Consider the following 26353-nt stretch of genomic DNA (forward strand, 5'->3'; position numbering starts at 1 on the left):
CAGGGTCGATTCAGGCGGAGTTGCCTATACTCAAGCTACTCTGAGTGGGGGGGCAAACTAGAGCCTCAAATAAAAATGTATGGGGCGCCTCACATACAGGAGGACTCCTAATGACCTCGCTCATAGTTCTTGGTACGGAACACCGACTTGGCATCGCCACAAAGAAAATTAATACAACGCACACGCCAAATATTATTATTTTCATAATTGCAACTCTGTGCTTGTTCTCTACACTGAACGCATGGACTAAATCACCCCGTGATGGTATTGATCGACATTTAAATTCATCTGAGGCATCCAAGTTGCGCATCGAATTAGGGCATCAGTTAAACGTCGACAATGTTGAAATTTTACAATCATTCAAAAGCCTTAGCTGGACGATTTTGTATGTAGCTCCAGACAATGCTGATCCTGCATTTTTGTTTTATTCAGAAAGTCCAGTTAACCATCATTTTCTAACCCTGCGGAGTGGTGGGGCGAAGTCTGATGAAGAGCAGATTATTAGTTCATGGATCAAGGAAAACGCCAAAGGCACCCCTAGTAGTCTTGCGCAATGTTTTGTATGGCATGTAACGAAAGACCGAGACATGTGAAAAATATCCGGACGGCCAGCTAAAACATCTTTGCCTATGTGTTGTGGAATCCGCTTAGGGACTCTACGAGTAAGTCCCCGCCTGTGATGAAATACGCCCTCACCACCTGACCGGCACACCAGGTCAAAGTGAAAGTAAGCGGTTGGCCATCACGCCTTCTCAATTAGCAACAGCTGGTATCGTTGGTCGATCCCGCTATGATGCAGGGCTTAGATCACGACTGTAGATAAAGCTATGCCAAGGTTGTCATTCGCCGTCAGAGTTTTGTTTGCGTGTTGCCTTTTTGTCGCCACCGCTAATCACATCCGTGCAGATGCTTTACATGGTTTGCTCTGGGACTACGGATACGGACCTAGCGCTTATTTGGTGAGCCGTATTTTCTGGGGGGGGCTTACATTTTTTGACCCGCTCGCAGCTCTGCTCCTGTTCCTCAAGCCAAGAGCCGGAATTGTGCTTACGGCAGCGATCATCTTGGTCGACGTAGCTCATAACACTTTTTACGTCGCATTGAAGCAGCAGTGGCTGGAGCCGTTCTACCTGTCCCAGGTGGCGTTCCTTATCATTGTATTCCTGCTGTCACCCATCGCTTGGTGCAGCCCTATTCGAGACGCTGCAATCACCAGTCCAGTTCGAGCGTGATTCACTCCACTGATGCGGCAGCAACTGATCTATTTCACTCGCCCGCTGCGTCGGCAGCCGCGTGAGCACGTCCTTCGAATAGACATACGGATCATGCCCGTTAAGCCGCGCAGACTGAATCAAGCTCATGATCGCCGCAGCCCGTTTCCCGTTGCGCAGCGACCCTGCGCAGAGCCAGTTCTTGCGTCCAAGAACCCATGGCCGGATCTGATTTTCTGCCCAGTCATTATCAATGGGTACGGCGCCGTCATCGAGGTAGCGCGACAGCGCTGCCCAGCGTTTCAGGCTGTAATCCAGTGCTCTGCTGATGGCTGAGCCTTCAGGCACAAGATCGCGCCGGGCGATCATCCAAACGTGCAGCATATCCATCACCGGTGCGGCTTTTTCTTGCCGTATTCGGCGGCGTAAATCCGGCTCCAGGTCTGAATGCTGCATAAAATACTTGCCCTCAGACTCATTGGGCAATGCCATGTCTAGGCCAGTTTCGCAGCAGAAACCATCAGAGGCTCCGCCGAATCGTGCGCGCCAAATCGATCAAGGTGGATCTGCGAGCGATTCACCCCCTGTGTCTAGTCCTGAAATAGGTTTACACCTGTTTCACCCCAACGCCCGATGCACCGCATCGGGCGTTTTGTATTTCAAAGACAGGTGCGGCGGCGCCGCAACACAACCCTAAAAATGTCAGACGCTTCCTCGTTTTTTTGAAAGCGCTCACACGTTTAACGATGTGTGTTTAAAGACACTCGGTGTTACGTCCCGAAGGCTACAAGACCTTGCGCCGTTACCTACGGTTAAGACAGAATCCGCCGGCTTGTGCGGCTGTGGGGCGGGCTATATCGTTTCCCTGTCACTGAAAAACAGTGATCGGGTTTGGTAGCCCGTCTGTAATAGCTGTATGGCAACACCTTATGCAGTCTCTTTTTTGGGACTCGGCTTTATATGGTGGTCATGCGTGGGGCTCCATTGTGAGCGCCGGGTTTCCTATTGCAGCCGGTCTACCAACCCGCGTATGGCCGCCACCCTTCGTTTGGTAGCGAGGGTGATGGCTCCTTAAAATCTGCAGTAGGAGTTTTATCTATGTTCAAAGTAACACCCAACCCGCCAGACACTGATCCGGCATCCCCGTACGAATCTGACGATTCAAAAAAATTCCACGAAGCCGCCGAGCGCGCCCTCAATTTCTACCTCAACCCGGCAGCGGTCATAAACAACACCCCGCGCAAACCCAGCACCATGTACATGGTTGCGCCGGATGTCGGCCATGAAGCCTTGCTGGTTCAAACGTGTGAGAACCTGGCCTCGGCCAGTGTCATGGCCAGTGACATTGCTGCATTGGTGGAGGGCACCCACCGCAATACCCTGCTGGCGCTTCAGCAGGTCATCATGCTGGCGGAACTGGCGGTGAATCGAATGCTGGATAACTTCGTTCCACCCAAGTAATCACTCAGCCCTTTACCGAGAGGTTTGCCCCTCGGTAAAGGGCTTTGATAGTTACAATGCGAAGGGCGCGCATCCAGCTTCACCCTCAAATCCCCCTTCAAAAGCGCCAGCGGTGACATGGCCAACAAACGGTCGATCACGCGCTGGGGCTGCTCCGCAGCCCAACGGGAGCAAGCTCCCTCGCCACAAAAGCATCTCTTTTTGGCGACTCTCGCGAATCATCTGCACTGAATCCCACGCACAAAAAAGCCCACTGACCGTCACCGATCAGTGGGCTTTCCGATTACGCTTCTACTTACAAAGCCATATCAGTCGCAGCATTAGCCTTCGGCGCCTTGGCCGGAGCAGCCGGAGCAGCAGCCGGAGCCGCCACCTGACCAATCACCGGCGGCGGAGTCAGCTCCAGCACCTTGGCGGTGTAAGCCCACTCCTCCGCAACTTTCGCAGGATTGCTGTTCAGCTGAGTGCCATAGCTCGGCACGATCTGATGCAGCTTTTCCTGCCAGGCTGGGGTCGCAACCTTGTCCTTGAACACTTTCTGCAGCACGGTCAACATGATCGGTGCGGCAGTCGATGCGCCCGGCGATGCGCCCAGCAGACCAGCAATAGTGCCGTCAGCAGAAGCAACAATCTCGGTGCCCAGCTTCAGCACGCCACCGGCAGCTTCATCACGCTTGATGATTTGCACGCGTTGGCCGGCTTGCCACAGGCGCCAGTCTTCGGCTTTGGCGTTCGGGAAGTATTCTTTCAGGGCGTTCATGCGGTCTTCGTCAGACAGCATCAGTTGGCCTGCAAGGTACTCGACCAGCGGGTATTCCTTGATGCCGACCTTGGTCATTGGCCACACGTTGTGCGTGGTCGTGGTGGTCAGCAGGTCCAGGTACGAGCCTTCTTTCAGGAACTTGGTGCTGAAGGTCGCGAATGGGCCAAACAGGATGACGCGCTTGCCGTCCAGAACACGGGTGTCCAGGTGCGGAACCGACATTGGCGGTGCGCCAACGGAGGCTTTGCCGTAGGCCTTGGCCAGGTGTTGTTCGGCGATGGTCGGGTTTTCGGTCACGAGGAACGAGCCGCCAACCGGGAAGCCTGCGTATTCCTGGGCTTCAGGAATGCCGGACTTCTGCAGCAGGTGCAGTGCACCGCCGCCCGCGCCGATGAAGACGAACTTGGCGTCGGTTTCGGTTTTGGTGCCGTCTTTCAGGTTTTTGTAGCTGACGCGCCAGCTGCCGTCTGCGTTCTTGGTGATGTCTTGCACTTCGCTAGACAGTTTCAAGTCGAACTTCGGCGTTGTTTGCAGGTGCGCGACGAACTGGCGGGTGATCTCGCCGAAGTTCATGTCGGTGCCGAGCGGGCTCCAGGTGGCCGCGACTTTCTGGTTCGGGTCACGCCCTTCCATCATCAGCGGAACCCACTTCTTGATCACAGCAGGATCTTCGGAGTACTGCATGCCGGCGAACAGCGGGCTCGCTTGCAGGGCTTCGTAGCGCTTCTTCAGGAACTTGATGTTGTCATCGCCCCACACAAAGCTCATGTGCGGAGTGGAGTTGATGAACGAACGCGGGTTCTTCAGCACGCCTTGCTGAACTTGCCAGGCCCAGAACTGACGGGAGATCTGGAAGGCTTCGTTGATTTCAACGGCTTTCGCGATCTGGACGTTGCCCTTGTCGTCTTCCGGGGTGTAGTTCAACTCGGCCAGGGCGGAGTGACCGGTACCGGCGTTGTTCCAGCCGTTGGAGCTTTCCTGGGCGACGCCGTCGAGGCGCTCGACCATTTCCATCGACAGACCAGGTTCCAGCTCATTGAGCCAGACACCCAGCGTTGCACTCATGATGCCGCCGCCAATGAGCAGCACATCGACTTTCTTTGCCTCTTCCGCGTGAACGGACGTGATCCCCATCGACAAAGCCAGCCCCAGCAGGGCCGTGTTCAGTTTCTTAAACATCTGTAGCACCTATGATAAACGCCATCCGCCCCCAATCCTCAACATGAGCAACCCAAGAGTACGGGTACGCAGGCAGCGTGCCGTGGGTTCCTACACTTACAAGGATTTGAAGGTGGGCACACAAGGCCGACGTGACTCCATCGACCTCAGTTATATGTCCCTCGCGTACTGATTTTTATCATTATTGGCTCAGCTACTTTGAGCGACATTGATTCTGTCGGACGTCTGTGGACGTACGAACCGAATAAGTCAAACCAAGTTAATGCGACAGAATATCACGCCTCGGCCAGCCTGCGAGCCCGAAAGGACTCAACAGTCTAGACGGGACGGGGTCCGCGATCGGCGTCTTTGCTCAAACGATCCAGCACAAACGCCTTGGCATTGCGCGTCATCTGGTCGAGGTGCCGGTCGCGCTGCTTCTCTGCATCGATCATCGCCCGCTTGCCGTGTTTCTGCAGCAGATACGTATGTATCTGCCGCACCTCCAGAGAACTGTAGATCGATGTGACATCCAGTAAGCCCATCAAGCCTTCGGTGCCGTGATCACGGGTGTTCATCAGCACCTGAGTGCCGCGCACGCCCAGCACCTGGAAGCCCATCGACTCGAACCAGGGCACCTTGGCGACCGTGCAGGTCAGTTCGGCATGCGGGTAGCGACCGAGCATGTCTTGCAGCATCGCCCGGGCGACACCCCGCCGCCGATGGCTGGCCTGCACCGCCATATACGCCACGCCGCACGCTTCGGGATCGTCCTTGACCGGCAGGTACAGCAGAAAGCCGACGACTGTCTCGGGGTCTTCGTCATCCGTTGCAACGATCAGTTCGACCGCAATGCCTTTGGCGCCGCTGAGCGCTTCGAGGTAGAGATGAACTTCGTAGCCCACCGTGTATTGATAGACGTTGTACAACGGGTTGCTCGGCGCGATGCCCACCATGCTGATGTCGGTTAAATTGTCGACGACCATCTGCAGAATCTGGCTGTTGATGGGCTCGGGGCACGGGGTGGCAAAGTGGGTGAGCTGGGGCATTGAGTTTCTGACTCCGGGTTAAGCCCGCTATTGTCACAGATCGGGCCCCTCACAGGAAAATCACCGTTCGGGTGCGACGATGCGGAAGCGGATGTTGATGTCGTTGGAGACAACCGTGTCACCCCACTCCCCTTCTCCGATCTTGAAGTCCCTGCGTTTAACAACGATGTCGCCATCAAAGATGCCGATGGCTTTTTCCGGCTTCAACTGCACCTTCACCTGCAACTCGCGCGTCATGCCCCTGAGCGTGAGGTTGCCGGTGATCAAGTAGCGATGGTCGCCCAGTGCTTTCACCCCGGTTGATTCAAAGGTCGCCACCGGATAGTCCGCCGTGTTGAACCAGGCAGGCTTTTGCAGTTCGCTGTTGGCATCGCTGCCCCCGGCGTCGATGCTGGCAAGGTCGATGGTCAGCCTGGCGTGGGCCGCGGCGGGGTTCGCCGTGTCGAAATCAAGCGTGGCGTCGAACTTGCCGAAGGTGCCGTACGCCCTGGAGCCGAATTGGTTATAGGTGAAAGAGATCTTGCTGGCGGTGGTGTTGACCTGGGTGTATTCGACGGCATGGGCGCAGGGCAAAGTGCCGAGTGTGAGGATGGCGAGCAATGCGGCGAAACGCGTGAATCGAGGGGTCATGGGATTCTCTGGTTGAAGCGCCTTGGGGTTCAAGCGCGGTACAGGTGTGCCAGCGATAGGTGGACTTAAGCAAATATTCGATGGTTATTCCAGCGCAGCCGTGCCGGCACGCCTTTACCCACAGCGCCATTACTGGATAATGGCATCCCGCCACAATCAGGCCCGAACCTGGATTTTTCAAGGTTTTCTATCGCTACAGCCTGACAGTCGCCTTCAAGGATGGACGATCAGCTACGGAACAAGGATTCAGCACTGTGATATCCCAGCAAGATTCAGCAATACCGCTTACCCGCACTCAGAGATTCACTTCATTGATCACCCGCGGCATGGCAGGCCTCAGTGTCGTGCTGGGCGCCATGTGGGCGTTGATCACTTATGCCGTGCCGGACCCCAGCGTGTTCGGTTTCAGCTTCATCAGCTGGAAAAACGTGGTGTTGCTGGTGAGTACATTTTTGTTTCTGGGGGCCGTTTCAATCGGCTGGCAGATTCGTAACTTCACGCCGATGCTCCGTGGCGCATTACAGTTTTTCATGGTTGCCGGCTTGTCTTTCGGCTTTTTCACCCTGGGCACTGAATACGCCAAGCCTTCTTTCGAGTTCGCCAAACTGCAAGCGAAGATCGTCGAAAACGAAGGCAACAATCTGCTGGGCAAACGTATGGAAGTGCTGGACAACATTCGCATCGAACTGGAAGGCTGCGAAAATATCGGCCGTTTGCCCACCTGCACTTTTGAACTGACCAACCTGAATGTGGACCGCATCTTTCGCTTCGACAACAACACCCAGCTATTCGACGAGTCCGGCGGTCCACTCAAGTTCGAGTCGATTCGGGTGGGCCAGGTCGAGGACGACGCCTGGCTACGCTTCCCCCTGATTCGCAACGTATCCACACGCGTTACGCTGACCTTCCAGCAGAGCAACAGCAAGCTAAGCAAAACGCCGGCGATCAAGCTGGTGTTTCGGGATGGGAATGATGAGGTGCTTACCGTCAAATTCAGTGAGATTGTAATGCGCTAGGTGTGGAGAAAGGGTTCTTTACCGGTTGCTGGAAAGTCCTCGATGTCGAAGACCTCCCTGGTTTGTTCAATCGGTAGCTTGAGCAGACGATGCACAACCACCGACCCACGACATCCGAGGGATCAGACGCTCGGATGGGTATGGTAAATCTTGCTGACGATGGTCCACTTGCCTTCTACCTTCAGCAGGTTGAAGAAGTCGGTGAAGCGGAACCCCGAGACGTTGTCGGTATCGACCCGCGCACTGGCAGCCGTGCCGACGATGTCGATGCGCACGATGGCGGCTTTGGCTTCCGGGGACGGACGGAACGCGGTGTCGATGACGTCATAGAGATTCTGGATCGCGCCGCCGACGAGCTTGTCGCCATCGACACCAAACATGGTGGCCTGCTCGTTGAAGGCGGGCTTCATCAGTGCGCTATCGGCCTTCGCGCCACCTTCGTTGTACTGGTTAAGCACCTCGACAATCGCGTTGTATTCCTGAACGTAAGTAAGACTGCTCATTGCATGACTCCTGATAAGTAACTGACACGGAATTGGTTTTTTTCGCACTCATGCGCTGTTGCAAGGCGCCGGCCTGCAATCATTCAACCGGCGCTGTTTCGGGGATCAGGCCGCGTATTTCAGCGTTTCCCAGAGTGGGCCAGTCGGTGTAACCCTCTGCCCCACCGCCGTAGTAAGCCTCACGGGGTGCAACGACCAACTCGAAGCCAAAGCGCAGACGCTCGACCAGATCCGGGTTGGCGATAAAAGGTCGGCCGAATGCGACGGCATCGACCTTGCCTTGCGCGCGCCGCGAAACGGCCAGATCAAGGTCATAACCGTTGTTGCCAATGTACGGGCCGTCGAACAACGCCCGTAGCGCGTCCAGGTCAATGCCTTCCGGTACATCGCGAGATGTGGCGGTGGCCCCTTCGACGATATGCAGATAAGCCAGTTGTAACGCGTTCAGTCGCTTGATCAGATAGCCGTAGGTGGCCATGACGTTGCTGTCGGGCGGTGTATTGCCCGCGTCCGGCGTCACCGGCGAGAGGCGGATACCAACCCGGTCGCTGCCCCAGATCGCGACCACGGCTTCGGTGACTTCGAGGGTCAACCGAGTCCGGTTCTCGATGGAACCGCCGTATTGGTCGGTGCGCTGATTGGTGGAATCGCGCAAGAACTGGTCTAGCAGATAGCTGTTGGCAGAGTGAACTTCAACGCCGTCGAAGCCTGCGCGTTTTGCACATTCGGCTGCGTGCTTGTACTGCTCGATGATGCCCGGGATCTCCGATGTCTCCAGAGCGCGGGGCATGGACACTTCAACCACGCCGTTGGCGGTGTAGGTGGTGCCTTGGGCTTTGATCGCCGATGGCGCCACCGGAAGTGCGCCATCCGGTTGCAGGTCTACGTGGGAGAAGCGCCCCACATGCCACAGCTGGCAAACGATTCGACCGCCCGCGGCATGGACGGCATCGGTCACCTTCTTCCAGCCAGCCACCTGCTCTGGCGTCCAGATACCAGGGGTCATGGCATAGCCGCGACCCTGGGCGGAAATATTGGTGGCCTCGCTGATAAGCAGTCCGGCGCTGGTCCGCTGGGCGTAGTAAGTGGCATGCAGTTCGTCAGGCACACCGTCTTCACCCATGCGGCTACGGGTGACTGGCGCCATGACAATACGGTTGGGGACATCGAATGCGCCCATTCGGTACGCAGAAAAAAGATCGGTTCTCAGGCTGTTATCGGTCATGTTTTACCTCGAATAAAAAAAGGCCAGAGCCATCGCCCAGGGTTGGCCGACGGCTCTTCATGGCTAGGTTTTCTGCACCACCCGAGCCCCCCCTGAAGGCTCAATGCTGACCTTTTCCCACTTGGCGATGACCAAGGGTGCAATCGCATTACCCAGCACGTTCAGAGTGGTGGTGCCGCTGTCGATAATCCGGAAGATGCCGGCAATCAGCGCGACCCCTTCCAGTGGAAGGCCGGCAGACGCCAGGGTGGCGGACAGAATGATGATGGCGAAGCCGGGAACGCCGGCAGCCCCTTTGGACGTCAGCACCATCGTCACCACCAGCAGTATCTGCTGGGACAGCGACAGGTCGATCCCATAGAGTTGCGCGACAAAAATCGTTGCTACGCCGAGGAAGATCGACGCGCCATCCAGGTTGAATGCATACCCCACCGGCACCACAAAACTGACGATACGGCGCGGCACGCCATAGTGTTCCAGCTTGCTCATCAGCTGTGGCATGACCGACGCCGATGCGGCGCTGGAGAACGCCAGAATCAGCTCATTACGGAAATACTTGATCAGTTTGAAAATATTCTCGCCAATCAAGTAGCAAATACCGCCCAGCACCACCAGCGCAAAGACAATCAGAGCCAGGTAAACCACACCGATCAACTTGAGCAAAGGCAATAGCGAGGCAAAACCGAAGGTCGCCACGGTAGCGCCGATCATGCCGAATACCCCAATCGGCGCATAAGCCATGACAATACTGACGACCTTGAACATGGCATCAGAGATGCCTTGAACCACCGCCACCACTGGTGCGCTTTTTTCTCTGGGGAGTGAGTTCAATGCCAGGCCAAACAGCACGGCGAAGAACAGCACCGAGAGCAACTTCGCTTCCGACATCGCGACAAAAACGTTATCGGGAACGATGTTCTGCAGGATGACGAGAGCGCCCTTCGAAGGCTCCATGTTGACCGAAGCGGTGCTGTGGGAAATGCCCGAAATATCAGTGCCCGTGCCGGGCTCGAAGATATTGGCGAAACATAACCCCATCACAATGGCCAGGCCGGTAATCGCGAAGAAGTACCCCAGCGACTTGATGCCCATGCGCCCAAAAGACTTGTTATCACCGCCGCCGGCAATCCCCAGGATCATGCAACAGAACACAATGGGAACCACGACCATCTTCATCATTTTGATGAAGATATCGCCAAGGGGTTTGAGGATTTCAGAACTGATCCAGCCTTGATATTGCGGGTGTGTATTGAAGTACCAACCGACGAGCACGCCAAGCAACAGCCCGGCAACTATTTGCCAAACCAAAGGGATACGTTTCATGTCTAGCCTTCTTGTTGGAATGAAAGGACTGCGTTACATGGCAGTTGCTAGAGTCATGAGCTTCCAGCTCATTTGAAATCGAATGGCACAACAAGGTTGTGCCATTGCTTTTATTACTTGGCGAAGAGCTGGCTCATATCCTTGAACGCCTTGAACTCAAGTGCGTTGCCACACGGATCGAACAGGAACATCGTGGCTTGTTCGCCGACCTGCCCCTTGAATCGAATGTAGGGTTCAATCACAAACTCGGTACCAAAGGACTTCAGCCGCTCGGCCAGGGCTTCCCACTGCTGCCACTCCAGGATGATGCCGAAGTGCGGAACGGGGACGTCGTGCCCGTCTACCGGATTGCTATGCACGCTCTCCTGAGAAGCAGTTTTTGGGTGTTCATGGATAACCAGTTGGTGACCGTAGAAATCAAAGTCGACCCACTGCGTACTGGAGCGACCCTCTTGCAGCCCGAACACTTCACCGTAAAAGGTGCGTGCCGCCGCGAGGTCATAAACAGGGATCGCCAGGTGAAAAGGAGAAAGGCTCATCGGAACTCCAATCAAGGTGTTTTATCGGTTTTGTTTTTGATTACGGAGCCAATCGTAGAGCCACAGACCAAGCAAAAAAATCAATATATATTTCTTAGAAACACAATTAATATTTGTGAATGATCAAAGAACTGAAAACACTTATCGCCGTCGCACGGGAAGGCACCTTTGCCGCTGCCGGCAACAGGATCGGGTTGACGCAGGCCGCCGTGAGCGCCCAGATGCAGCGTCTGGAGGCCGAGCTGGGTTTCCAGATTTTCGACCGCAAGGGCCGCTCGGCTCACCTGAACAGAATGGGGCATCAGATACTTCTGCAGGCGCAGGAGCTGCTTCGCCTTTATGACAATCTGGGGTCCACCACGGTTGGGCTGCCGGCCAGCGTGCTGGTGAACATCGGCGCCATTGCTTCCGTGCAGCGCTCGTACTTACCGGATGCGCTCGCCAAATTTCACCAACAATGTCCGCAATGCCGAACCCGTGTGATCCCGGGTCTGTCGATGGAGTTGGTCAATCTGGTGGATGCCGGCGAGATCGACATGGCAGCTATCATCCGTCCGCCCTTCTCGCTGCAAAGCGATCTGCGCTGGACAACTCTGGCACTTGAGCCCTACCGGCTGATCGTTCCGCGTGATGTGCCCGGAGAAGACTGGTCGGCACTGCTTTCCAGCCAACCCTTCATTCGCTATGACCGATCATCGTTCGGCGGCAGGCAGGTCGATCGTTTCTTGCGACAGATGCATTTCACCTTGCGTGAAGTGTGCGAGCTGGATGAACTGGAGGCCATTATCAAGCTGGTCGAAAATGGCGTCGGTGTAGCGCTGGTGCCGCAGACGGCGACCCATCAGGACTGGCCCGCCGGGGTGCGCGCGCTGGATCTGGGGCAACACACCTTCCATCGTGATATCGGCCTCGTCCATCGAGCTCGGCAAAGTTTTACCGAGCCGGTACGGGTACTGGCCCAACTGATCGTTGAGCAGGTTCAGAGCGGTTACGAATAAGCCCCAATCATCCACTTCACTTTTTCCAGCGCCTCGCGCAATGCGCCCATCTCCACAGAGCCCAACGCCAGGCGAAACGCATGCGGAACGTTGGCCGAAGTGGCAAACGGTTCGGCGGTGGAAACCGAGACGTTTTCCCGCATCAACGCCATGGCGATCTGGTCAGCCCTTGCGTCTTCCGACAACGGCAACCAAAGAAAATACGACGATGGATGGCGAATGCAGCGCAGCCCCGCCAGTACCTCGCCGGCCACGACTTGTCTCGCTTGCGCGTCCTGGCGCTTTTCAGCTTCCAGTTGCATGACGGTGCCGTCGTCGAGCCATGTAGTGGCGATCGCCGTCATCACGCCTGGGGTATTCCAGGTGGTCGCTTTGATCGTGCGCTCCAGCGCGGGCACGTGTTGAAGGGGGGCGACGACGAAGCCGACGCGCAGTCCAGTGGCCACACTTTTGGAGAGGCCTGACACGTAAATCGTCCTCTCGGGGGCGAGTACCGCCAGCGGCGCGGGGGGATTTTCCGCCAGGAAGGCGTAAGCGGCGTCCTCAATGATCAGCAGCCCATGCCGGCGCGCAATCGTCACCAGATAGTCGCGTTGATCGGCACTCATCACCCACCCCAGCGGGTTGTGCAGAGTCGGCATTGTGTACACGGCCCGCACGCGTCTATGCCGGCACAGGTTTTCCAGCGCCTCCAGATCAGGGCCGTGATCGAGCACTGGAATGGGCACGATTTCAAGGTGCAGGGAGTCGGCCAGCACCTTGAATCCTGAGTAGGTCAACGCATCCGCCGCAATCACGTCACCGGGTTGCAACAGCGCCATCAGGGTCACAGCCAACCCTTGCTGAGCACCGTTGACGATCAGCACCTGCTCCGCCTCGACCGTCAAACCTCGGACCCGCAGATGGCGCGCCACAGAGGCGCGTTCATGCGGGCGCCCCGCGTGTGGCTGATAGCGCAGCAGCGACTCCAGATCGCCGGCCGATGCGAGCTGGCGCAGGGCATTTCGCAGCAGTTCTGCCTGCCCGGGAAGCGCCGGATAGTTGAAGTTCAGGTCCGTCATGCCAGCGGCAACGGCATGCTGATCGATAGCCTGGTTGGGTGACCACGAGGTTTCCCTGACAAATGTCCCCCGCCCCGCTTCCCCGCTAACCAGCCCCATGGCTTCCAGCTCCGCGTAGACGCGGGTTGCCGTCACCAGAGCCAGCCCTTCGGTTGCCGCCAACTGACGGTGCGTCGGCAAGCGTGTGCCCGGCAACAATCGTCCAGAACGGATATCCGCCGCAAATTCATCCACCAGTGATTTGTAGCGTGAACGAGGCATGTGCAAGTGTATCCATGACAATATTTTGATTGTATTGAGTTTCGTCCATACGATGCCTCCCATGCAACCTGCATAATTGGAGTCCTCAATGGAAGGCACATCGAATCTGCAAACCCACACCACGGAAAAAGCCGCGAGCGGATGGCTCAACGGGTTCATTGGCGTGCTCATCTTCAGCGGCTCGCTGCCCGCAACACGGATGGCTGTTCTGGAATTTGACCCGGTCTTTTTGACGGTTGCCCGGGCCAGCATCGCTGCCATTTTGGCGTTGTGCATGCTGCTGCTTTTCAATGAAAAGCGACCGGCCAAGCGTCAGCTTCTCTCCCTGGCAATCGTGGCGCTCGGCGTTGTATTCGGGTTTCCGCTGCTGACGGCGCTGGCGCTGCAATATGTGACGTCTGCGCATTCCATCGTCTTCGTTGGCCTGTTGCCATTGGCCACGGCAGCCTTCGGGGTCTGGCGCGGTGGCGAGCGTCCCCGGCCGGTTTTCTGGTTTTTCTCGGTATTGGGAAGCCTGCTGGTGGTGGGGTTTGCCGTCTCTCAAGGCCTGACCGCTTCTCCGGCGGGGGACATCCTGATGTTGCTGGCCATCCTCGCCTGCGGGCTGGGCTATGCAGAAGGTGCGAAGCTTTCAAGAACACTGGGCGGCTGGCAGGTGATTTCCTGGGCCCTGGTGCTGTCGTTGCCCATCATGATTCCGCTGACCTGGTTCCTGGCCCCGCCGTCGCTCTCGGGCATCACCCCGACCGCATGGTTCAGCCTGGCGTATGTCTCGCTGTTCAGCATGTTTCTCGGCTTCGTGTTCTGGTACCGCGGGCTGGCCCAGGGCGGGATTGCCGCCGTCGGTCAGCTTCAGCTGCTACAGCCGTTTTTTGGCCTGGCACTGGCGGCCACATTGCTGCATGAGCACGTCAGCCTTGGCATGTTGGGTGTGACTGTTGCGGTGATCCTTTGCGTGGTCGGTGCGCGCAAGTTCTCGAAATAGACGGCTCGCCGTCAGAAACCGACTGTTGAGCATTTCGCTGCCGAAGAAGCCCCTTGTCGGGAAGCCGGCACGGGGCTTTTTGGTCGTGGTCTAACCAAATAACCGGGCGGGCGCGGCTAATGCCTGTCAGTTGAGGTGCGCAAACCTGTGGGAGCGAGCCTGCTCGCGATGACGGCGGTACATTTAGCATCAATGTTGACTGACCCGCCGCTATCGCGAGCAGGCTCGCTCCCACAGGGGTTGCGGTGTTCAAGTGCTTAACTGACCGGCATTAGACGGGCGCGGCTCGGTATGAACGACCCTGCGTTCCCACTCTGAGCCAAGGCCATGAAAAAGAACGACCAGTGGAACCTGTCCTACTTCGCGATCGCTTTTATCGTGCTGAGCCTCATGCAGATATTCTTTGGCGAGCGCCAGTCCGTGCAGCCCCTCCCGTACAGCCAATTTCTGCAACTGTTGAACGAGCAAAAAGTCAGTGATTTGCGGGTCGATAAGGACCAGATCAGCGGAAAGTTGCAAGAGCCCATCGACGGACGTGATCGGTTCTCCACCGTGCGGGTCGATCCGGCGCTGGCGACAGAACTCTCTCAATCGGGCGTCGGTTTTACCGGAACCACCGAAAACACCTTTATGAACAGCCTGTTGGGCTGGTTGTTGCCGTTTGTCCTGATCATGGTGTTCTGGAATTTCCTGTTTCGCGGGATGGCAGACAAACAAGGGCTTGGCGGGCTTATGAATGTCGGTAAGTCCCGGGCCAAGGTGTTTGTCGAACGTGACACCGGCGTGACCTTCGCCGATGTCGCCGGTATCGACGAAGCCAAGGCCGAGCTGGTGGAAATCGTCTCGTTTCTCAAGAACAAGGAGCGATACGCACGCCTGGGCGCGCACATTCCCAAGGGCACCTTGCTGGTCGGCCCGCCAGGCACCGGCAAGACGCTGGTGGCCAAAGCCATCGCCGGTGAAGCCGGTGTGCCTTTTTTCTCGATCTCGGGGTCCGAGTTCGTCGAGATGTTCGTCGGGGTCGGTGCGGCCCGGGTACGCGACCTGTTCGAACAGGCACGGCAGGCGGCGCCCTGCATCATCTTCATCGATGAACTCGACGCGCTGGGCAAGATGCGCGGCGTCGGTACGTTGGGCGGCAATGACGAAAAAGAACAGACCCTTAACCAGTTACTGGCCGAGCTGGATGGCTTCGATCCTCGTGAGGGCGTTGTGTTGCTGGCCGCGACCAACCGGCCAGAGGTCCTCGACCCGGCGTTGTTGCGGGCCGGGCGCTTCGACCGGCAGATTCTGATCGACCGCCCCGATCGCAAAGGGCGGGAGGCGATCCTCAAGGTTCATCTGCAGAAAATCACTGTGGAGCCAGGGCTCGATGGCGCGCGTATCGCCGAGATCACCACTGGTTTCACCGGCGCCGACCTGGCCAATCTGGTTAACGAAGCGGCCATTGTCGCCACCCGACGCGGCGCCGAAGCGGTCAGCCTGAACGATTTCACCGCGGCGGTAGAACGCCTCATCGCGGGGCTCGAACGCAAGAGCAGCCTGCTCGATCCCGACGAGCGCCGGGTCGTGGCCTATCACGAAATGGGGCATGCCCTGGCCGCCAGCACGCTGCCGGCGATGGATCCAGTGCATAAAGTGTCGATCGTGCCCCGCGCCATCGGCTCGCTCGGCTATACCCTGCAGCGACCGACCGAGGATCATTTCCTGATCAGTTGCCAGACCCTCAAGGACCGGATTGTCGTGCTGATGGCCGGGCGCGCCGCCGAGGACCTTGTCTATGGCCAGATCTCCACCGGGGCCGCCGATGATCTGGGCCGCGCGACTGATATCGCCCGCCAATTGATCACCCGGTTCGGCATGAGCGCCGAACTCGGACAATCGGTGCTGGAGCGGCAAAACGCGACGTACCTGGGAGACCGCATGGCCACGGTGGGCGAGAAGGATTATTCGGAACAGACCGCCCGGGAAATCGACCTGGGTATTCGCGCCCTGCTCGATGAAGCCTACCAACGGGCCAAGGCGTTGCTGGAGAGTCGCCGGGCCGACCTGGATGAGGGAGCCCGCCTGTTGCTGGAAAAGGAAACCCTCACCCCCGAGGAATTCCCGCCTCTGCTGCCGTTGAAGCCACCGCCGGCATTACCGCGACCGTGACGGCACTGATCCCCGTTCAGTGTTTTTTCCGACACTGTTCGCCAACAACGCTAGGCTTACAAACAATGTGGTGATTATCGCCATTTTGCAGGGAGCGCAAAAATGGAAATCATTAACCGTTGGCAAAACCTCTCTCTCAGGATGGCCCAGGGAGGAATGCCGCAATGAAGCTTTCCAATCATTACAAGTGGACTGCCCTGGGCACCATTGCGCTTACCCTTTTCAGCGTACTGATATTTTTGCTGATCAAATCTTATTCCTACGACACATCGACCTACTTCGAGTCCCGCGACTTCGTTCGCCAACTCAAGCAGTTCGATGCCAATTGGAACGTGAAGATTCTGAGAGCCAAAATCGGCCTGAACGACAATTTGTTTCTGGGGGCGCCCGCTGAAGCAGAACAGCGATGGGTGCAGCTCGACAACCTCAATGCGACCGGTCCCCTCTCGACCCTTTGGCAAACTCGACGCCAGGGTTATCTGGATGCGGTAGAAAACAAAACCCGGTTGGTTGAGCAATTCAAACAGCACAACACGGCTTTGCGAATATCATTCGAGGCCCTGCCTGAGCTGGAAGACAACATTCGGGTGTTGCTGGAAGATTTCGACGACAAACGCCCGAAGGTGGATGCTGTGGCGGCCTCAGTGGTGTTCGATCTAACGTTGGACACCCTTGAATACGCCCTCTATGTCTCCACCGAAAGGGCTGAGGAAATATCCGGACATCTGAAATTTCTGAATGAGTACATCAATCAACTGACGCCTGAACGACGTCCGCCTTTCACTGCCTTGGTAGACGCCGTGAACGCCATCGTTCAAGAGCAGCCCATCGTCAATGATCTGCTTGATCGCATCAGTGTGATTCCGGTCGGACGGCAGTTGGACAGCATCACCGAATTATTGAACGAGAAACAACGGCGCACCGGCGCGACAGACCGCCAATATCACCTTTACCTGGGAATATGCGCCGGCATCATGGCGCTGCTGTTGTTGTACCTGGCCGCCCGCCTGATTCGCAGTTATGCCCTGATCAACAAGATGAACAATGAGTTGCAAACGGCAAACGAACGGCTGGAACAACGCGTCGAGGAACGCACCCGCGAACTGCTGGAAGCCGAGCGCGAACTGGTGGAAGCCGCGCGGATGGCCGGCATGGCGGAGATCGCGACCAACGTGCTGCACAACGTCGGCAATGTGCTGAACAGCGTTAACGTCTCGGCAGACTTGATTACCCGCAAATTGGCGGCCAGTAAAACCCTTGGCCTGGGTAAAGCGGTGAAAATGATGAACGAGCATGCAGAAGACCTGGGGCAGTTCATCACGTTCGATGAAAAGGGCAAATTGCTTCCCCTTTACCTCAATCAGTTGGTCGACTCCATCGCGGCCGAGCAATCGAGCATCGTTGACGAACTGTCACAACTCACCAAAAGCATCGATCACATCAAGGACATCGTTGCCACTCAACAGGCCTATGCTGGCGCCGCCAGGCTGGTCGAACCATTGAACATCGTCGATCTGTTCGAGGATGCGTTACGCATGAATTCCGGCGCCTTGAGTCGGCACCATGTCGTAGTCACCAAGGATTACCAGGACACGCCGACGATCATTGGCGACAAACACCGACTGCTGTTGATCCTGATCAACCTGATCAGCAATGCCAAATATGCAATGTCCAAGGTCAGCGACCGCCAACGCCATATGACGCTGGGCGTCAAGATTATCGATAACGCAACGCTGCGCCTCAGCGTAGAGGATCAGGGCGAAGGCATCGCTGCCGAGAACATGACTCGCATCTTTAATCACGGCTTCACCACGCGCAAGGAAGGTCATGGTTTTGGCCTGCACAGTTGCGCGCTCGCGGCGGTAGAGATGAACGGGCATCTTCGCGTCCACAGCGATGGACCGGGTCATGGCGCAGTTTTCACGCTGGAGATACCGCTGGAGACTGCTGACGTATTGCCGACCGCTGGAATGTCAGTCAATTAAGCGCAGAACCTGTGGGAGCGGGCTTGTGTGGCGAGGGGGCTTGTCGGAACGCCGCATCGCCCCGTTCGGCTGCGTAGCAGTCGTAAAACCATTGTATGCGGTGTACCTGATACACCGCGATTGCAGGTTTTGGGGCCGCTTCGCGACCCAACGGGGGCAAGCCCCCTCGCCACACAAGCCCGCTCCCACAGGGATTGTGGTTTTACTCACTATCATTAATCGCCCCGCCAACATGACTAACCAATCAGAGCCATCAACTGTTGACGCTGCGCATCCGTGAGCATCGGGCCGAAACCCGCACCGGCATTTTCCGTCATGTAGCGCGGGTTGCTGGTGCCGGGGATGACGCAGGTCACCGCCGGATGAGCCAGCAGGAACTTGAGCGCCAGTTGCGCCCAACTGTTGACCCCCACTTGCGCAGCCCATCCCGGCAACGGTTTGCCTTTCAATCGCGCGAGCAAACTGCCGCCACCGAAAGGCCGATTGCAGATCACCGCCACACCGCGTTCGCGACACAGCGGCAGGATTCGTTTCTCGACGCCGCGGTCGTCCAGGGCATAGTTGATCTGCAAAAAATCCAGCGGCTCGGCTTTCAACACAGCCTCCACCTCGTCATAGGCCGACGCCGTGTAATGGGTGATGCCGATGTAGCGGATACGCCCTTCTGCCTTCCATTGGCGCAGCGTGGGCAGGTGGGTTTTCCAGTCCAGCAGGTTGTGAATCTGCATCAGATCGATACGGTCGGTCTGCAACAGCTTGAACGACTGCTCCATCTGCGCGATGCCTTCTTCACGCCCCTGAGTCCAGACCTTGGTGGCCAGAAACGCAGGCGAACGAGGCCGATGGATCGACAGCAACTCACCGGTCGTCTGCTCGGCGCGACCGTACATGGGCGAGCTGTCGATCACCGTACCGCCCTTCTCAAACAACGCGATGAGCACGGCGGGCAGTTGCTTGTAGGCGGCGTCGGAAGGCGCGACATCAAAGCCGCGATACGTGCCCAACCCGACCATGGGTAACGGCTCGTTGCTGGAAGGAATGGCTCGGGTCAGCATGTTCTTGCCTCCTGTTTCCGTCGACGACGCCGATGCGGCAAAGGCCGGATCGAAGGTGAAGACTGCCGAAACACCGGCAGCCCGCGTGAGCAGTTTTCTGCGCGTGAAAACAATCATAGGCAAATACCGATGCCAGTCAGCTTGACTGACGGGCATTGGCACCTCTCCTGTACAGCTGAAATTGCTGTACTACACTCTGGCGGCACTCAAGCAATAGCTGTCTCAAGGCCCAAAGCAGTCAATGTCGTCCACTAAACTTAGCCGAATGTCGCGAACCCTGGTGTTTCTCTTCGCTTTCATTGCAATTGCGTACCTGCTGCTCTGCGTCGCACTGTTCGTGTTTCAACGCGCCCTCATTTACTACCCGCAACCACGCGCCATCGATGCGCCCGAAACGCTGCTGACGCTGCAAGTCGCCGATGCGCAGGTGCTGGTGACCGTCAGGCCGCACGACGGCCCGAAGGCGTTGATCTACTTCGGCGGCAATGCCGAGGACGTTTCCCGCAGCCTGCCCGGGTTTTCGCAGGCCTTTGCGGATCATGCGATCTATTTGCTGCATTACCGAGGCTACGGTGGCAGTTCCGGGTCGCCGTCCGAAGAAGCGATTCAGCGCGATGCCATGACCTTGTTCGACATGGTCTACAACACCCATCCCTCTATCGCCGTGGTCGGGCGCAGTCTGGGTTCGGGCGTTGCCGTGCGCCTCGCCAGTCAACGCCCGGCCTCGCGGCTGATCCTGATCACGCCCTACAACAGCCTTGAAGACCTCGCTGCCCGCCAGTTCCGCGGCTTCCCGGTGAAGTGGCTGCTTCGCGACAAGTTCGAATCCTGGAAATACGCCTCTCACATCACGGTCCCAACGCTGTTGATTGCCGCCGAGCACGATGAAGTCATACCGCGCTCAAGCACGGAGCGGCTCTACACACATTTCGCCAAGGGCGTGGCCTCTATGCAGGTCATACCGGGCACAGGCCACAATTCGATATCCGGGAGTTCCCAGTACTTGAAACTCCTGGGCGCCGCGTTGTGAGGGCCCGCAGGACGACAGGCGCAGCTGGGGACGGTCACAAAATCGACATCAACGCTTAACATTTTTTTTACATATGAGCAGGCACGGTATACGGCTGCAGGCACTGCGCCCATGAGCACCGCGCAGGCTTGGGATCAACAACGGAGCAAGGCATGGAGCCTACAGTGGTATCAACCCAAAAAAATAAGCTGATCAACACACACTCTGGGGTGATTGTTATGCAAAGGCCTCCTTTGCAGAGGGCGGGGATTGGTCGCGCACAGGCGCAGGCCTCATGACGGTTCTGGTCACGGGCGCCGCCGGTTTCATCGGGTATCACACCGTCAAGCGTTTGTGTCGCGAAGGCCTTGAAGTGGTCGGTATCGACAATCTCAACGACTACTACAGCGTGGAACTCAAACATGCGCGGCTCAAGGAGCTGGAATCCTTGCCGGGCTTTCGTTTCCAGCACCTGGACATCGTCGACAAACCGGCCTTGATGGCGTTGTTCAAAGACCATGCTTTCACCGAGGTTGTGCACTTGGCGGCCCAGGCGGGCGTTCGCTATTCGCTGGATAACCCGGACGTCTATGCGCAGTCGAATCTGGTGGGTTTCCTGAACATTCTGGAAGCCTGCCGGCACCACCGCCCCGCGCATCTGATCTATGCCTCGAGCAGCTCGGTGTACGGCACCAACCGCAAAATGCCGTTCAGCGTCGAAGACGCCGTCGATCATCCCATTTCGCTGTATGCCGCCACTAAACGAGCCAATGAACTGTTGGCGCACAGCTACTGCCACCTTTATGGCCTGAAGGCCAGCGGCTTGCGCTTTTTTACCGTTTACGGGCCTTGGGGGCGCCCCGACATGGCGCTGTTCAAGTTTACCGAGGCGATCCTTAAAGGCTTGCCGATCGACATCTATAACCATGGCCAGATGTCGCGCGACTTCACTTACATCGACGACATCGTCGAAAGCATCGCTCGCCTGCGCTCAAAACCACCGGTACCGAGCGAGCCCGGTGATGGCGCAAACCGAATCTTCAACATAGGCCGTGGCCAACCGGTGCCGCTGCTGGAGTTCGTCGATTGCCTGGAAGCGGCACTGGGCATCAAAGCCCAGCGCAATTTTCTGCCGCTACAGGCAGGCGACGTGGTCAAGACCTGGGCCGATATTTCGGCATTGGCCGAGTGGGTCGATTTCAGCCCTCAGGTGACGGTTGAAACAGGCGTGACGGAATTTGTGAAATGGTATCGCCACTTCTATCAGATATGAAACGTAAGCCCTTGATAATAAAAGACCAAGGAGCAAGGGGGAGGACTCTATGAGCCAAGAAATTTTTGTATCTGTGTTGATTCCAGCAAAAAACGAAGCGAACAACCTCAAACCTTTACTTGAGGAAATCCGTACCGCATTGGCCGATGAGGCCTACGAAATCATTGTCGTGGACGACGGCAGTACCGATTCCACCTTGCATGAACTGCGGCAGATGAAAAACAACGGCCTGAGCACATTGCGCATCCTGCGTCATGAGCGTTCGCTGGGGCAAAGTACCTCGCTCTACCATGCGGCGCTCGCGGCTCAAGGACAATGGCTGGCGACACTCGATGGCGACGGTCAAAACGACCCCGCGGACATCCCCGGGATGTTGGCGCTGGTGCGTGGTGAACAGGGTCTGGTCGACGTCCAGTTGGTGGCCGGGCACCGGGTCAACCGCCGCGACACCGCGAGCAAGCGCTGGGCTTCGCGTTTCGCCAACGGCCTGCGCAGTCGCCTGCTTAACGACGCCACCCCGGACACCGGCTGCGGGCTAAAACTGATCGAGCGTGCGGCGTTTTTGCGCTTGCCGTACTTCGACCATATGCATCGGTTCATTCCCGCGCTGATCCAGCGTCACAACGGCCGCATGATCGTCCATCCGGTCAATCACCGCCCCCGCACGGCCGGGGTGTCCAAATACGGCAACATCGACCGCGCCCTGGTGGGCATTCTCGACCTGTTCGGCGTTTGGTGGCTGATCAAGCGCACCCGGTTGAACACCAACGCACAGGAGATCGAAGGATGAACCTCTCCCGCGAAACCCTGTGGCTGGTGATCGGCTTCGGTGGCCAGATCGCCTTTACCGGTCGCTTCGTCTTGCAGTGGCTGTACAGCGAATACAAGAAACGCAGCGTGATCCCGGTGAGCTTCTGGTACCTGAGTATCGTCGGCAGCACCCTGCTATTCGCTTATGCCATTTACCGCGAAGACCCGGTCTTCATTGTCGGTCAGGCCTTTGGCTCCATCGTCTATTTGCGCAACTTGCAATTGATTGCCCGCAGCAGACATTTAAAGGACTGAGCCATGCGCAAAACCCTGTCGCCCGGGATCGAATGCCTGGGCCTGATGCTGCTTGCCTTGCTATTGATCGGCGCCGGGCTGGGGCTGCGTCAACCGCAGAATGTCGACGAGGAACGCTTCCTCGGCGTGGCGCTGGAAATGCTGCACAACGGCGCGTGGTTCATCCCCCACCGCGCCGCAGAGATATACGGCGATAAGCCACCGATCTTTATGTGGACGGTGGCGTTCTTCGCGTGGCTCACCGGCCTGCCCGCCCTCGCCCTTTATATTCCGGGGCTTTTGTCGGCCGCGACGGTCACGGCGGTGGTCTACGATCTGGGTCGCAGGCTATGGAATCAGCGCATCGGTCGGACGGCGGCGCTCTTGTACCTGGCCACGTATCAGACTTACAGCATCCTGCGAACCGGGCAGATCGACAGCCTGTTGATTCTGTTCACGTCGCTGGGCCTGTACGGGCTGGCGCGGCACCTGCTGCTCGGCCCGGCCTGGCGCTGGTTCTATGTGGGCTGCGCCGCCATGGGCATTGGCGTGATTACCAAAGGGGTCGGCTTCGTCCCGGTCCTGATGCTGATTCCGTATGCCTACGCGGTGCGCAAAAACTGGTCCGGTGTAGTGGCCATGCCCGGCGAGAAGCGCAAGTGGTTCCTCGGCTTGCTGGTCGCGCTCGGCGCCATCGCAATCTGGCTGCTGCCCCTGGCGCTTTCCATTGTGCTCAATGGCACTGCGCAAGAAGTCGCCTATGCGCGAGAAATCCTGCTGCGCCAGACGGCGGGACGCTATGCCGCCGCGTGGGACCACCGCGAACCGTTCTGGTATTTCTTCGTCCACGTGATCCCGCAATATTGGCTGCCATTGGTTCTGGCCCTGCCGTGGCTGGTGCCGGCCTGGCGCAGACAACTGCGCAAACACGACGGTCGAGTGCTGGTGCTACTGGGCTGGGTCGTGCTGGTGGTGCTGTTCTTCTGCCTGAGCAGCGGCAAGCGCAAGTTGTACATCTATCCGGCGCTGCCAGGGCTGGTGCTGGTGGCGGCGCCGCTGATTCCCTGGCTGCTCAAGCGCTGGTTCGGCAAACGCCCACGCGGTCGGCGAATATTCCAGGGGCTGATGGTGACCTGGTTTGTTCTATGGTTTGCCCGCGGTTTCGTCGAGCCGATCAAGGACGGTCCCAACCCCCATGAAGCGATCATGGCGCAGGCAGCGACCATGACCCACGGCGCCGACCTGGTGTTGGTCAACTGGCGCGAGGGCCACTGGTTATTCGCCCGACAGCCGATCGTGCATTTCGGCGTTAGAAACTCCTCGGTCGAACAAGCGGCGCAGTGGCTGCGTGACCACCGTGAGGCGTACGCCTTGGTCCCGGGCGCAGTGTTGAGCCAGTGTTTCAATCCTGAAGCTGCCCATGCGCTGGGCGAAACGTCTCGTGCGCAGTGGTCGATTGTAGGCGTTGATGCCGATAACGGACGTTGCCATCCCGGACAGCCGTCCAAGGTCTATCGCTTCAGCTGGGACAAGGAAAAGTCATGAGCAAAAGATGGAGAACAGGGATATTTTTCATTGTTGTACTGCTTGGCGCCTACATGGTTTCCGCACATTTCATGGTCCACCAGCAGCTGTATGCGCACTGGCAAAACCGCTGGCACGGCAATCAGGCGCCGGACAAAAACATCTGGTTGCCGGACTATAAAGCCGTGATCCAGGCCAAGCCTATTGCAAGCGTCACCGATTTGTCCGGCATTACTTATGACCCGGACCGGGATCGTCTGTTGGGGATCACCAATAGTTCTTCCATAGCGATTGTCGCGCTGAGCCGTAACGGCGATCTGCTCGAACGTTATCCGCTGATCGGGTTCCAGGACACCGAAGGCATTGCTTACTTGAGTAAGGGGCGAGTGGTGATCGCTGATGAAATAATGCAGCGACTGTACGTCGTCACTTTGCCGAGTACCCCTGGCCCCATCCATGTGGAAAATGCACCGTTTCTCGCCATCGAGATCAACCTGAGCGAACACAACAAGGGCTTTGAAGGCGTGACGTATGATCCGGTCAATGATCGTGTCTTCGCGATCAAGGAACGCGATCCGCGGCAGCTGTATTCGGTCACGGGCATGCTCGCGTCCATCGACGGCTCGTTGCAGGTGCGCATCAAGGATTTGACGAACTGGATCGACCGCAGCGTCTTCGGCATGGATCTTTCCGAGGGTTACTACGATCCGCGGACCGGTCACTTGCTGATACTGAGCGAGCAGTCCGACAACGTGACCGAACTCGACGAGAAAGGTAATTTCGTCAGCATCCGCTCACTGCTTGGCCTGACGGATGACCTCGAAAAAAACATACCGCAAGCCGAAGGCATGACCATGGATGCCGACGGCGAGCTTTACATTGTGAGCGAGCCCAACCTGTTCTACCGGTTCAGCAAATCGAAGGCCGCTGTGGTGGAGAGTCAGCAGAAGCGTTAATGGGTTTTGTGTTGGATGGGCCGGCCTCATCGCGGGCAAGCCCGCTCCCACAGTGATCAGTGTCGTTCACAAATCTTTTGGTGAAAGCAGATACCTGTGGGAGCGGGCTTGCCCGCGATGAGGCCCGCAAGAACACCCTCATATATAACCACTGGTTTACTCTTCAGCTCAGCCTCGACATGACCTTGCGCCAAGTCGAGAAATTCGACCATGTAGGTGTCCTTGAACACGCTCAAGGCTTCGGGATGTGTTTGCCTCATCAACGATGAGACTTTTGCGGGATTGATGACGCTACGCTCAAACAGAGCGGCTTTGAACTGGCGCTCGAGCTCCCGGCTCGATGACTGCCTGCACCGCTCGCTGCCGGGCAGTGATGATCAGTTGCGTGATTTCGTTAAAGCTTGCACCAACGGACGGCGCAGTAGCGCTGAGGTCATTCACGTGAAGGCGTTCCTGTTCAGTAGGCGACGCTCTCTAGTACTCCTCACCTTGAAATAATAAAAATCACGAAGTGTTTCGGCGTAAAACAGTGTCCGCTCCTATCTGATTTCAATCGGTGTCCTGTCAGGCACCAACGTCCAGATTTTTCGCATTTCGCTATTGGTTACTGCAATGCAACCATCGGTCCAGTCCCACAGATGATGAAGCGGTTCAAGCCACCCCCATCCATTGGGCAGACCATGAATCATGATGTTGCCGCCTGGCGAATACCCCTTATGACGAGCCGATGCTTCGTCCTCTGGATTCGGATATGAAATGTGCAAGCTAAGATACGCCATCGATTTGGGATTGCGCCAATCGATGAAATAACGTCCTTCAGGTGTTTTCTCATCCCCCTCTCGTTGCTTTGCGCCGTCATTCGCGGCAGCTCCAAGCGCTATACGATATTCGGCCAGTACCACACCTTCCCGCCATAGGAACATCCGCCTTTCCTGCTTATTGACGGTTATCAAATCAGCTTGTTTGTTTGGCTGATCAAGTTCCAACGCTGGAGCAGGACCTCCGCCCAAGCGGCCCATGATGGTCGTATACCCAAATGCCATTACCAGTAGAAATAACCCAGAAAGCGTTAAGCGTTTTAGCATGTCCAATCCTGTCAAGAAACGGCGGTGATCAGCCAGTTAGGGGGTGCCCTTCTCTGCCTTTTGGATAAAAGAAGAAACTCAGAAA

23 protein-coding genes and 2 pseudogenes are annotated in these 26353 nt (G+C 57.2%); 13 read left to right on the plus strand and 12 right to left on the minus strand.

Features of this window, described 5'->3' with window-relative positions; genetic code table 11:
• Positions 1-110: 110 nt before the first annotated feature.
• Positions 111-593 carry a hypothetical protein gene (locus tag ACZ3HH_RS02085; protein WP_465802505.1) on the plus strand — a complete coding sequence of 161 codons (483 nt, stop codon included), beginning with the start codon at positions 111-113 and terminating at the stop codon, positions 591-593.
• Between the two features lie 576 nt (positions 594-1169).
• Here the strand turns inward: ACZ3HH_RS02085 and ACZ3HH_RS02090 are convergent.
• A pseudogene (locus ACZ3HH_RS02090) lies at positions 1170-1637 on the minus strand (IS66 family transposase); the annotation flags it as partial.
• 672 nt (positions 1638-2309) lie between these two features.
• Here ACZ3HH_RS02090 and ACZ3HH_RS02095 point away from each other — a divergent pair.
• The gene (locus ACZ3HH_RS02095; protein ID WP_465802506.1) at positions 2310-2672 is read left to right on the plus strand and encodes a DUF6124 family protein; all 363 of its coding nucleotides are present in this window, start codon (positions 2310-2312) and stop codon (positions 2670-2672) included.
• A 295-nt stretch (positions 2673-2967) separates the two neighbouring features.
• Here the strand turns inward: ACZ3HH_RS02095 and mqo are convergent, their stop codons facing one another.
• From mqo to ACZ3HH_RS02110, 3 genes are all read right to left on the minus strand, one after another.
• Positions 2968-4614 carry a malate dehydrogenase (quinone) gene (mqo, locus tag ACZ3HH_RS02100; RefSeq protein WP_465802508.1) on the minus strand — a complete coding sequence of 549 codons (1647 nt, stop codon included), beginning with the start codon at positions 4612-4614 and terminating at the stop codon, positions 2968-2970.
• Positions 4615-4931: 317 nt separating this feature from the next.
• Positions 4932-5642, minus strand: a complete 711-nt coding sequence (locus ACZ3HH_RS02105) for a GNAT family N-acetyltransferase (RefSeq protein ID WP_465802509.1) — start codon at positions 5640-5642, stop codon at positions 4932-4934.
• 60 nt (positions 5643-5702) lie between these two features.
• The gene (locus tag ACZ3HH_RS02110) at positions 5703-6272 is read right to left on the minus strand and encodes a YceI family protein (protein WP_465802511.1); all 570 of its coding nucleotides are present in this window, start codon (positions 6270-6272) and stop codon (positions 5703-5705) included.
• Between the two features lie 326 nt (positions 6273-6598).
• On the opposite strand from ACZ3HH_RS02110, the gene ACZ3HH_RS02115 reads away from it, so the two are divergent.
• Entirely contained in the window at positions 6599-7288 is a 690-nt protein-coding gene (locus ACZ3HH_RS02115; protein WP_465802513.1) for a hypothetical protein, read from the plus strand.
• A gap of 122 nt (positions 7289-7410) precedes the next feature.
• Here the strand turns inward: ACZ3HH_RS02115 and ACZ3HH_RS02120 are convergent, their stop codons facing one another.
• The 4 genes from ACZ3HH_RS02120 to ACZ3HH_RS02135 form a co-directional block, all read right to left on the minus strand.
• Positions 7411-7791: a nuclear transport factor 2 family protein gene (locus tag ACZ3HH_RS02120; RefSeq protein WP_465802514.1), complete on the minus strand. Its 381-nt coding sequence runs from the start codon at positions 7789-7791 to the stop codon at positions 7411-7413.
• Between the two features lie 79 nt (positions 7792-7870).
• Positions 7871-9016 carry an alkene reductase gene (locus tag ACZ3HH_RS02125; RefSeq protein ID WP_465802516.1) on the minus strand — a complete coding sequence of 382 codons (1146 nt, stop codon included), beginning with the start codon at positions 9014-9016 and terminating at the stop codon, positions 7871-7873.
• A 63-nt stretch (positions 9017-9079) separates the two neighbouring features.
• The gene (locus ACZ3HH_RS02130) at positions 9080-10339 is read right to left on the minus strand and encodes a cation:dicarboxylate symporter family transporter (protein ID WP_465802518.1); all 1260 of its coding nucleotides are present in this window, start codon (positions 10337-10339) and stop codon (positions 9080-9082) included.
• 113 nt (positions 10340-10452) lie between these two features.
• Positions 10453-10878, minus strand: a complete 426-nt coding sequence (locus ACZ3HH_RS02135) for a VOC family protein (RefSeq protein ID WP_008013629.1) — start codon at positions 10876-10878, stop codon at positions 10453-10455.
• 119 nt (positions 10879-10997) lie between these two features.
• Between ACZ3HH_RS02135 and ACZ3HH_RS02140 the strand changes: the two genes are divergently transcribed.
• The gene (locus ACZ3HH_RS02140; RefSeq protein ID WP_465802520.1) at positions 10998-11876 is read left to right on the plus strand and encodes a LysR family transcriptional regulator; all 879 of its coding nucleotides are present in this window, start codon (positions 10998-11000) and stop codon (positions 11874-11876) included.
• Here ACZ3HH_RS02140 and ACZ3HH_RS02145 read toward each other — a convergent pair.
• On the minus strand, positions 11867-13198 hold the full coding sequence (locus ACZ3HH_RS02145; RefSeq protein WP_465802522.1) for an aminotransferase-like domain-containing protein: 1332 nt from the start codon (positions 13196-13198) through the stop codon (positions 11867-11869). The two genes, ACZ3HH_RS02140 and ACZ3HH_RS02145, sit on opposite strands and share 10 nt — an antisense overlap.
• Positions 13199-13286: 88 nt before the next feature.
• Between ACZ3HH_RS02145 and ACZ3HH_RS02150 the strand changes: the two genes are divergently transcribed.
• From ACZ3HH_RS02150 to ACZ3HH_RS02160, 3 genes are all read left to right on the plus strand, one after another.
• On the plus strand, positions 13287-14183 hold the full coding sequence (locus ACZ3HH_RS02150; RefSeq protein ID WP_465802523.1) for a DMT family transporter: 897 nt from the start codon (positions 13287-13289) through the stop codon (positions 14181-14183).
• 327 nt (positions 14184-14510) lie between these two features.
• Positions 14511-16337 carry an ATP-dependent zinc metalloprotease FtsH gene (gene ftsH, locus ACZ3HH_RS02155; protein WP_465802525.1) on the plus strand — a complete coding sequence of 609 codons (1827 nt, stop codon included), beginning with the start codon at positions 14511-14513 and terminating at the stop codon, positions 16335-16337.
• Between the two features lie 164 nt (positions 16338-16501).
• Positions 16502-18322: a DAHL domain-containing protein gene (locus ACZ3HH_RS02160; RefSeq protein ID WP_465802527.1), complete on the plus strand. Its 1821-nt coding sequence runs from the start codon at positions 16502-16504 to the stop codon at positions 18320-18322.
• Positions 18323-18558: 236 nt separating this feature from the next.
• Here the strand turns inward: ACZ3HH_RS02160 and ACZ3HH_RS02165 are convergent, their stop codons facing one another.
• Entirely contained in the window at positions 18559-19377 is an 819-nt protein-coding gene (locus tag ACZ3HH_RS02165) for an aldo/keto reductase (RefSeq protein ID WP_465802727.1), read from the minus strand.
• Positions 19378-19618: 241 nt separating this feature from the next.
• Here ACZ3HH_RS02165 and ACZ3HH_RS02170 point away from each other — a divergent pair, with 241 nt between their 5' ends.
• From ACZ3HH_RS02170 to ACZ3HH_RS02195, 6 genes are all read left to right on the plus strand, one after another.
• On the plus strand, positions 19619-20407 hold the full coding sequence (locus ACZ3HH_RS02170; protein WP_465802529.1) for an alpha/beta hydrolase: 789 nt from the start codon (positions 19619-19621) through the stop codon (positions 20405-20407).
• 274 nt (positions 20408-20681) lie between these two features.
• Positions 20682-21659: an NAD-dependent epimerase gene (locus ACZ3HH_RS02175; RefSeq protein ID WP_465802530.1), complete on the plus strand. Its 978-nt coding sequence runs from the start codon at positions 20682-20684 to the stop codon at positions 21657-21659.
• Between the two features lie 49 nt (positions 21660-21708).
• Positions 21709-22449 carry a glycosyltransferase family 2 protein gene (locus tag ACZ3HH_RS02180; RefSeq protein WP_465802531.1) on the plus strand — a complete coding sequence of 247 codons (741 nt, stop codon included), beginning with the start codon at positions 21709-21711 and terminating at the stop codon, positions 22447-22449.
• Positions 22446-22724 (plus strand): lipid-A-disaccharide synthase N-terminal domain-containing protein, encoded by a 279-nt coding sequence (locus ACZ3HH_RS02185; RefSeq protein WP_367375027.1) that lies wholly within the window; start codon positions 22446-22448, stop codon positions 22722-22724. The genes ACZ3HH_RS02180 and ACZ3HH_RS02185 overlap by 4 nt, the downstream gene beginning before the upstream one ends.
• 3 nt (positions 22725-22727) lie before the next feature.
• Entirely contained in the window at positions 22728-24248 is a 1521-nt protein-coding gene (locus ACZ3HH_RS02190) for an ArnT family glycosyltransferase (protein WP_465802534.1), read from the plus strand.
• Positions 24245-25183, plus strand: a complete 939-nt coding sequence (locus ACZ3HH_RS02195; protein WP_465802535.1) for an SdiA-regulated domain-containing protein — start codon at positions 24245-24247, stop codon at positions 25181-25183. Before ACZ3HH_RS02190 ends, ACZ3HH_RS02195 begins: the two co-directional genes overlap by 4 nt.
• Positions 25184-25347: 164 nt before the next feature.
• Here ACZ3HH_RS02195 and ACZ3HH_RS02200 read toward each other — a convergent pair.
• Positions 25348-25524: pseudogene (locus ACZ3HH_RS02200) on the minus strand (PDDEXK nuclease domain-containing protein); the annotation flags it as partial.
• A gap of 198 nt (positions 25525-25722) precedes the next feature.
• Entirely contained in the window at positions 25723-26268 is a 546-nt protein-coding gene (locus tag ACZ3HH_RS02205; protein WP_465802536.1) for a L,D-transpeptidase family protein, read from the minus strand.
• Positions 26269-26353 lie beyond the last annotated feature (85 nt).

Source organism: Pseudomonas sp. PME37.24/025 (genome assembly GCF_055556615.1).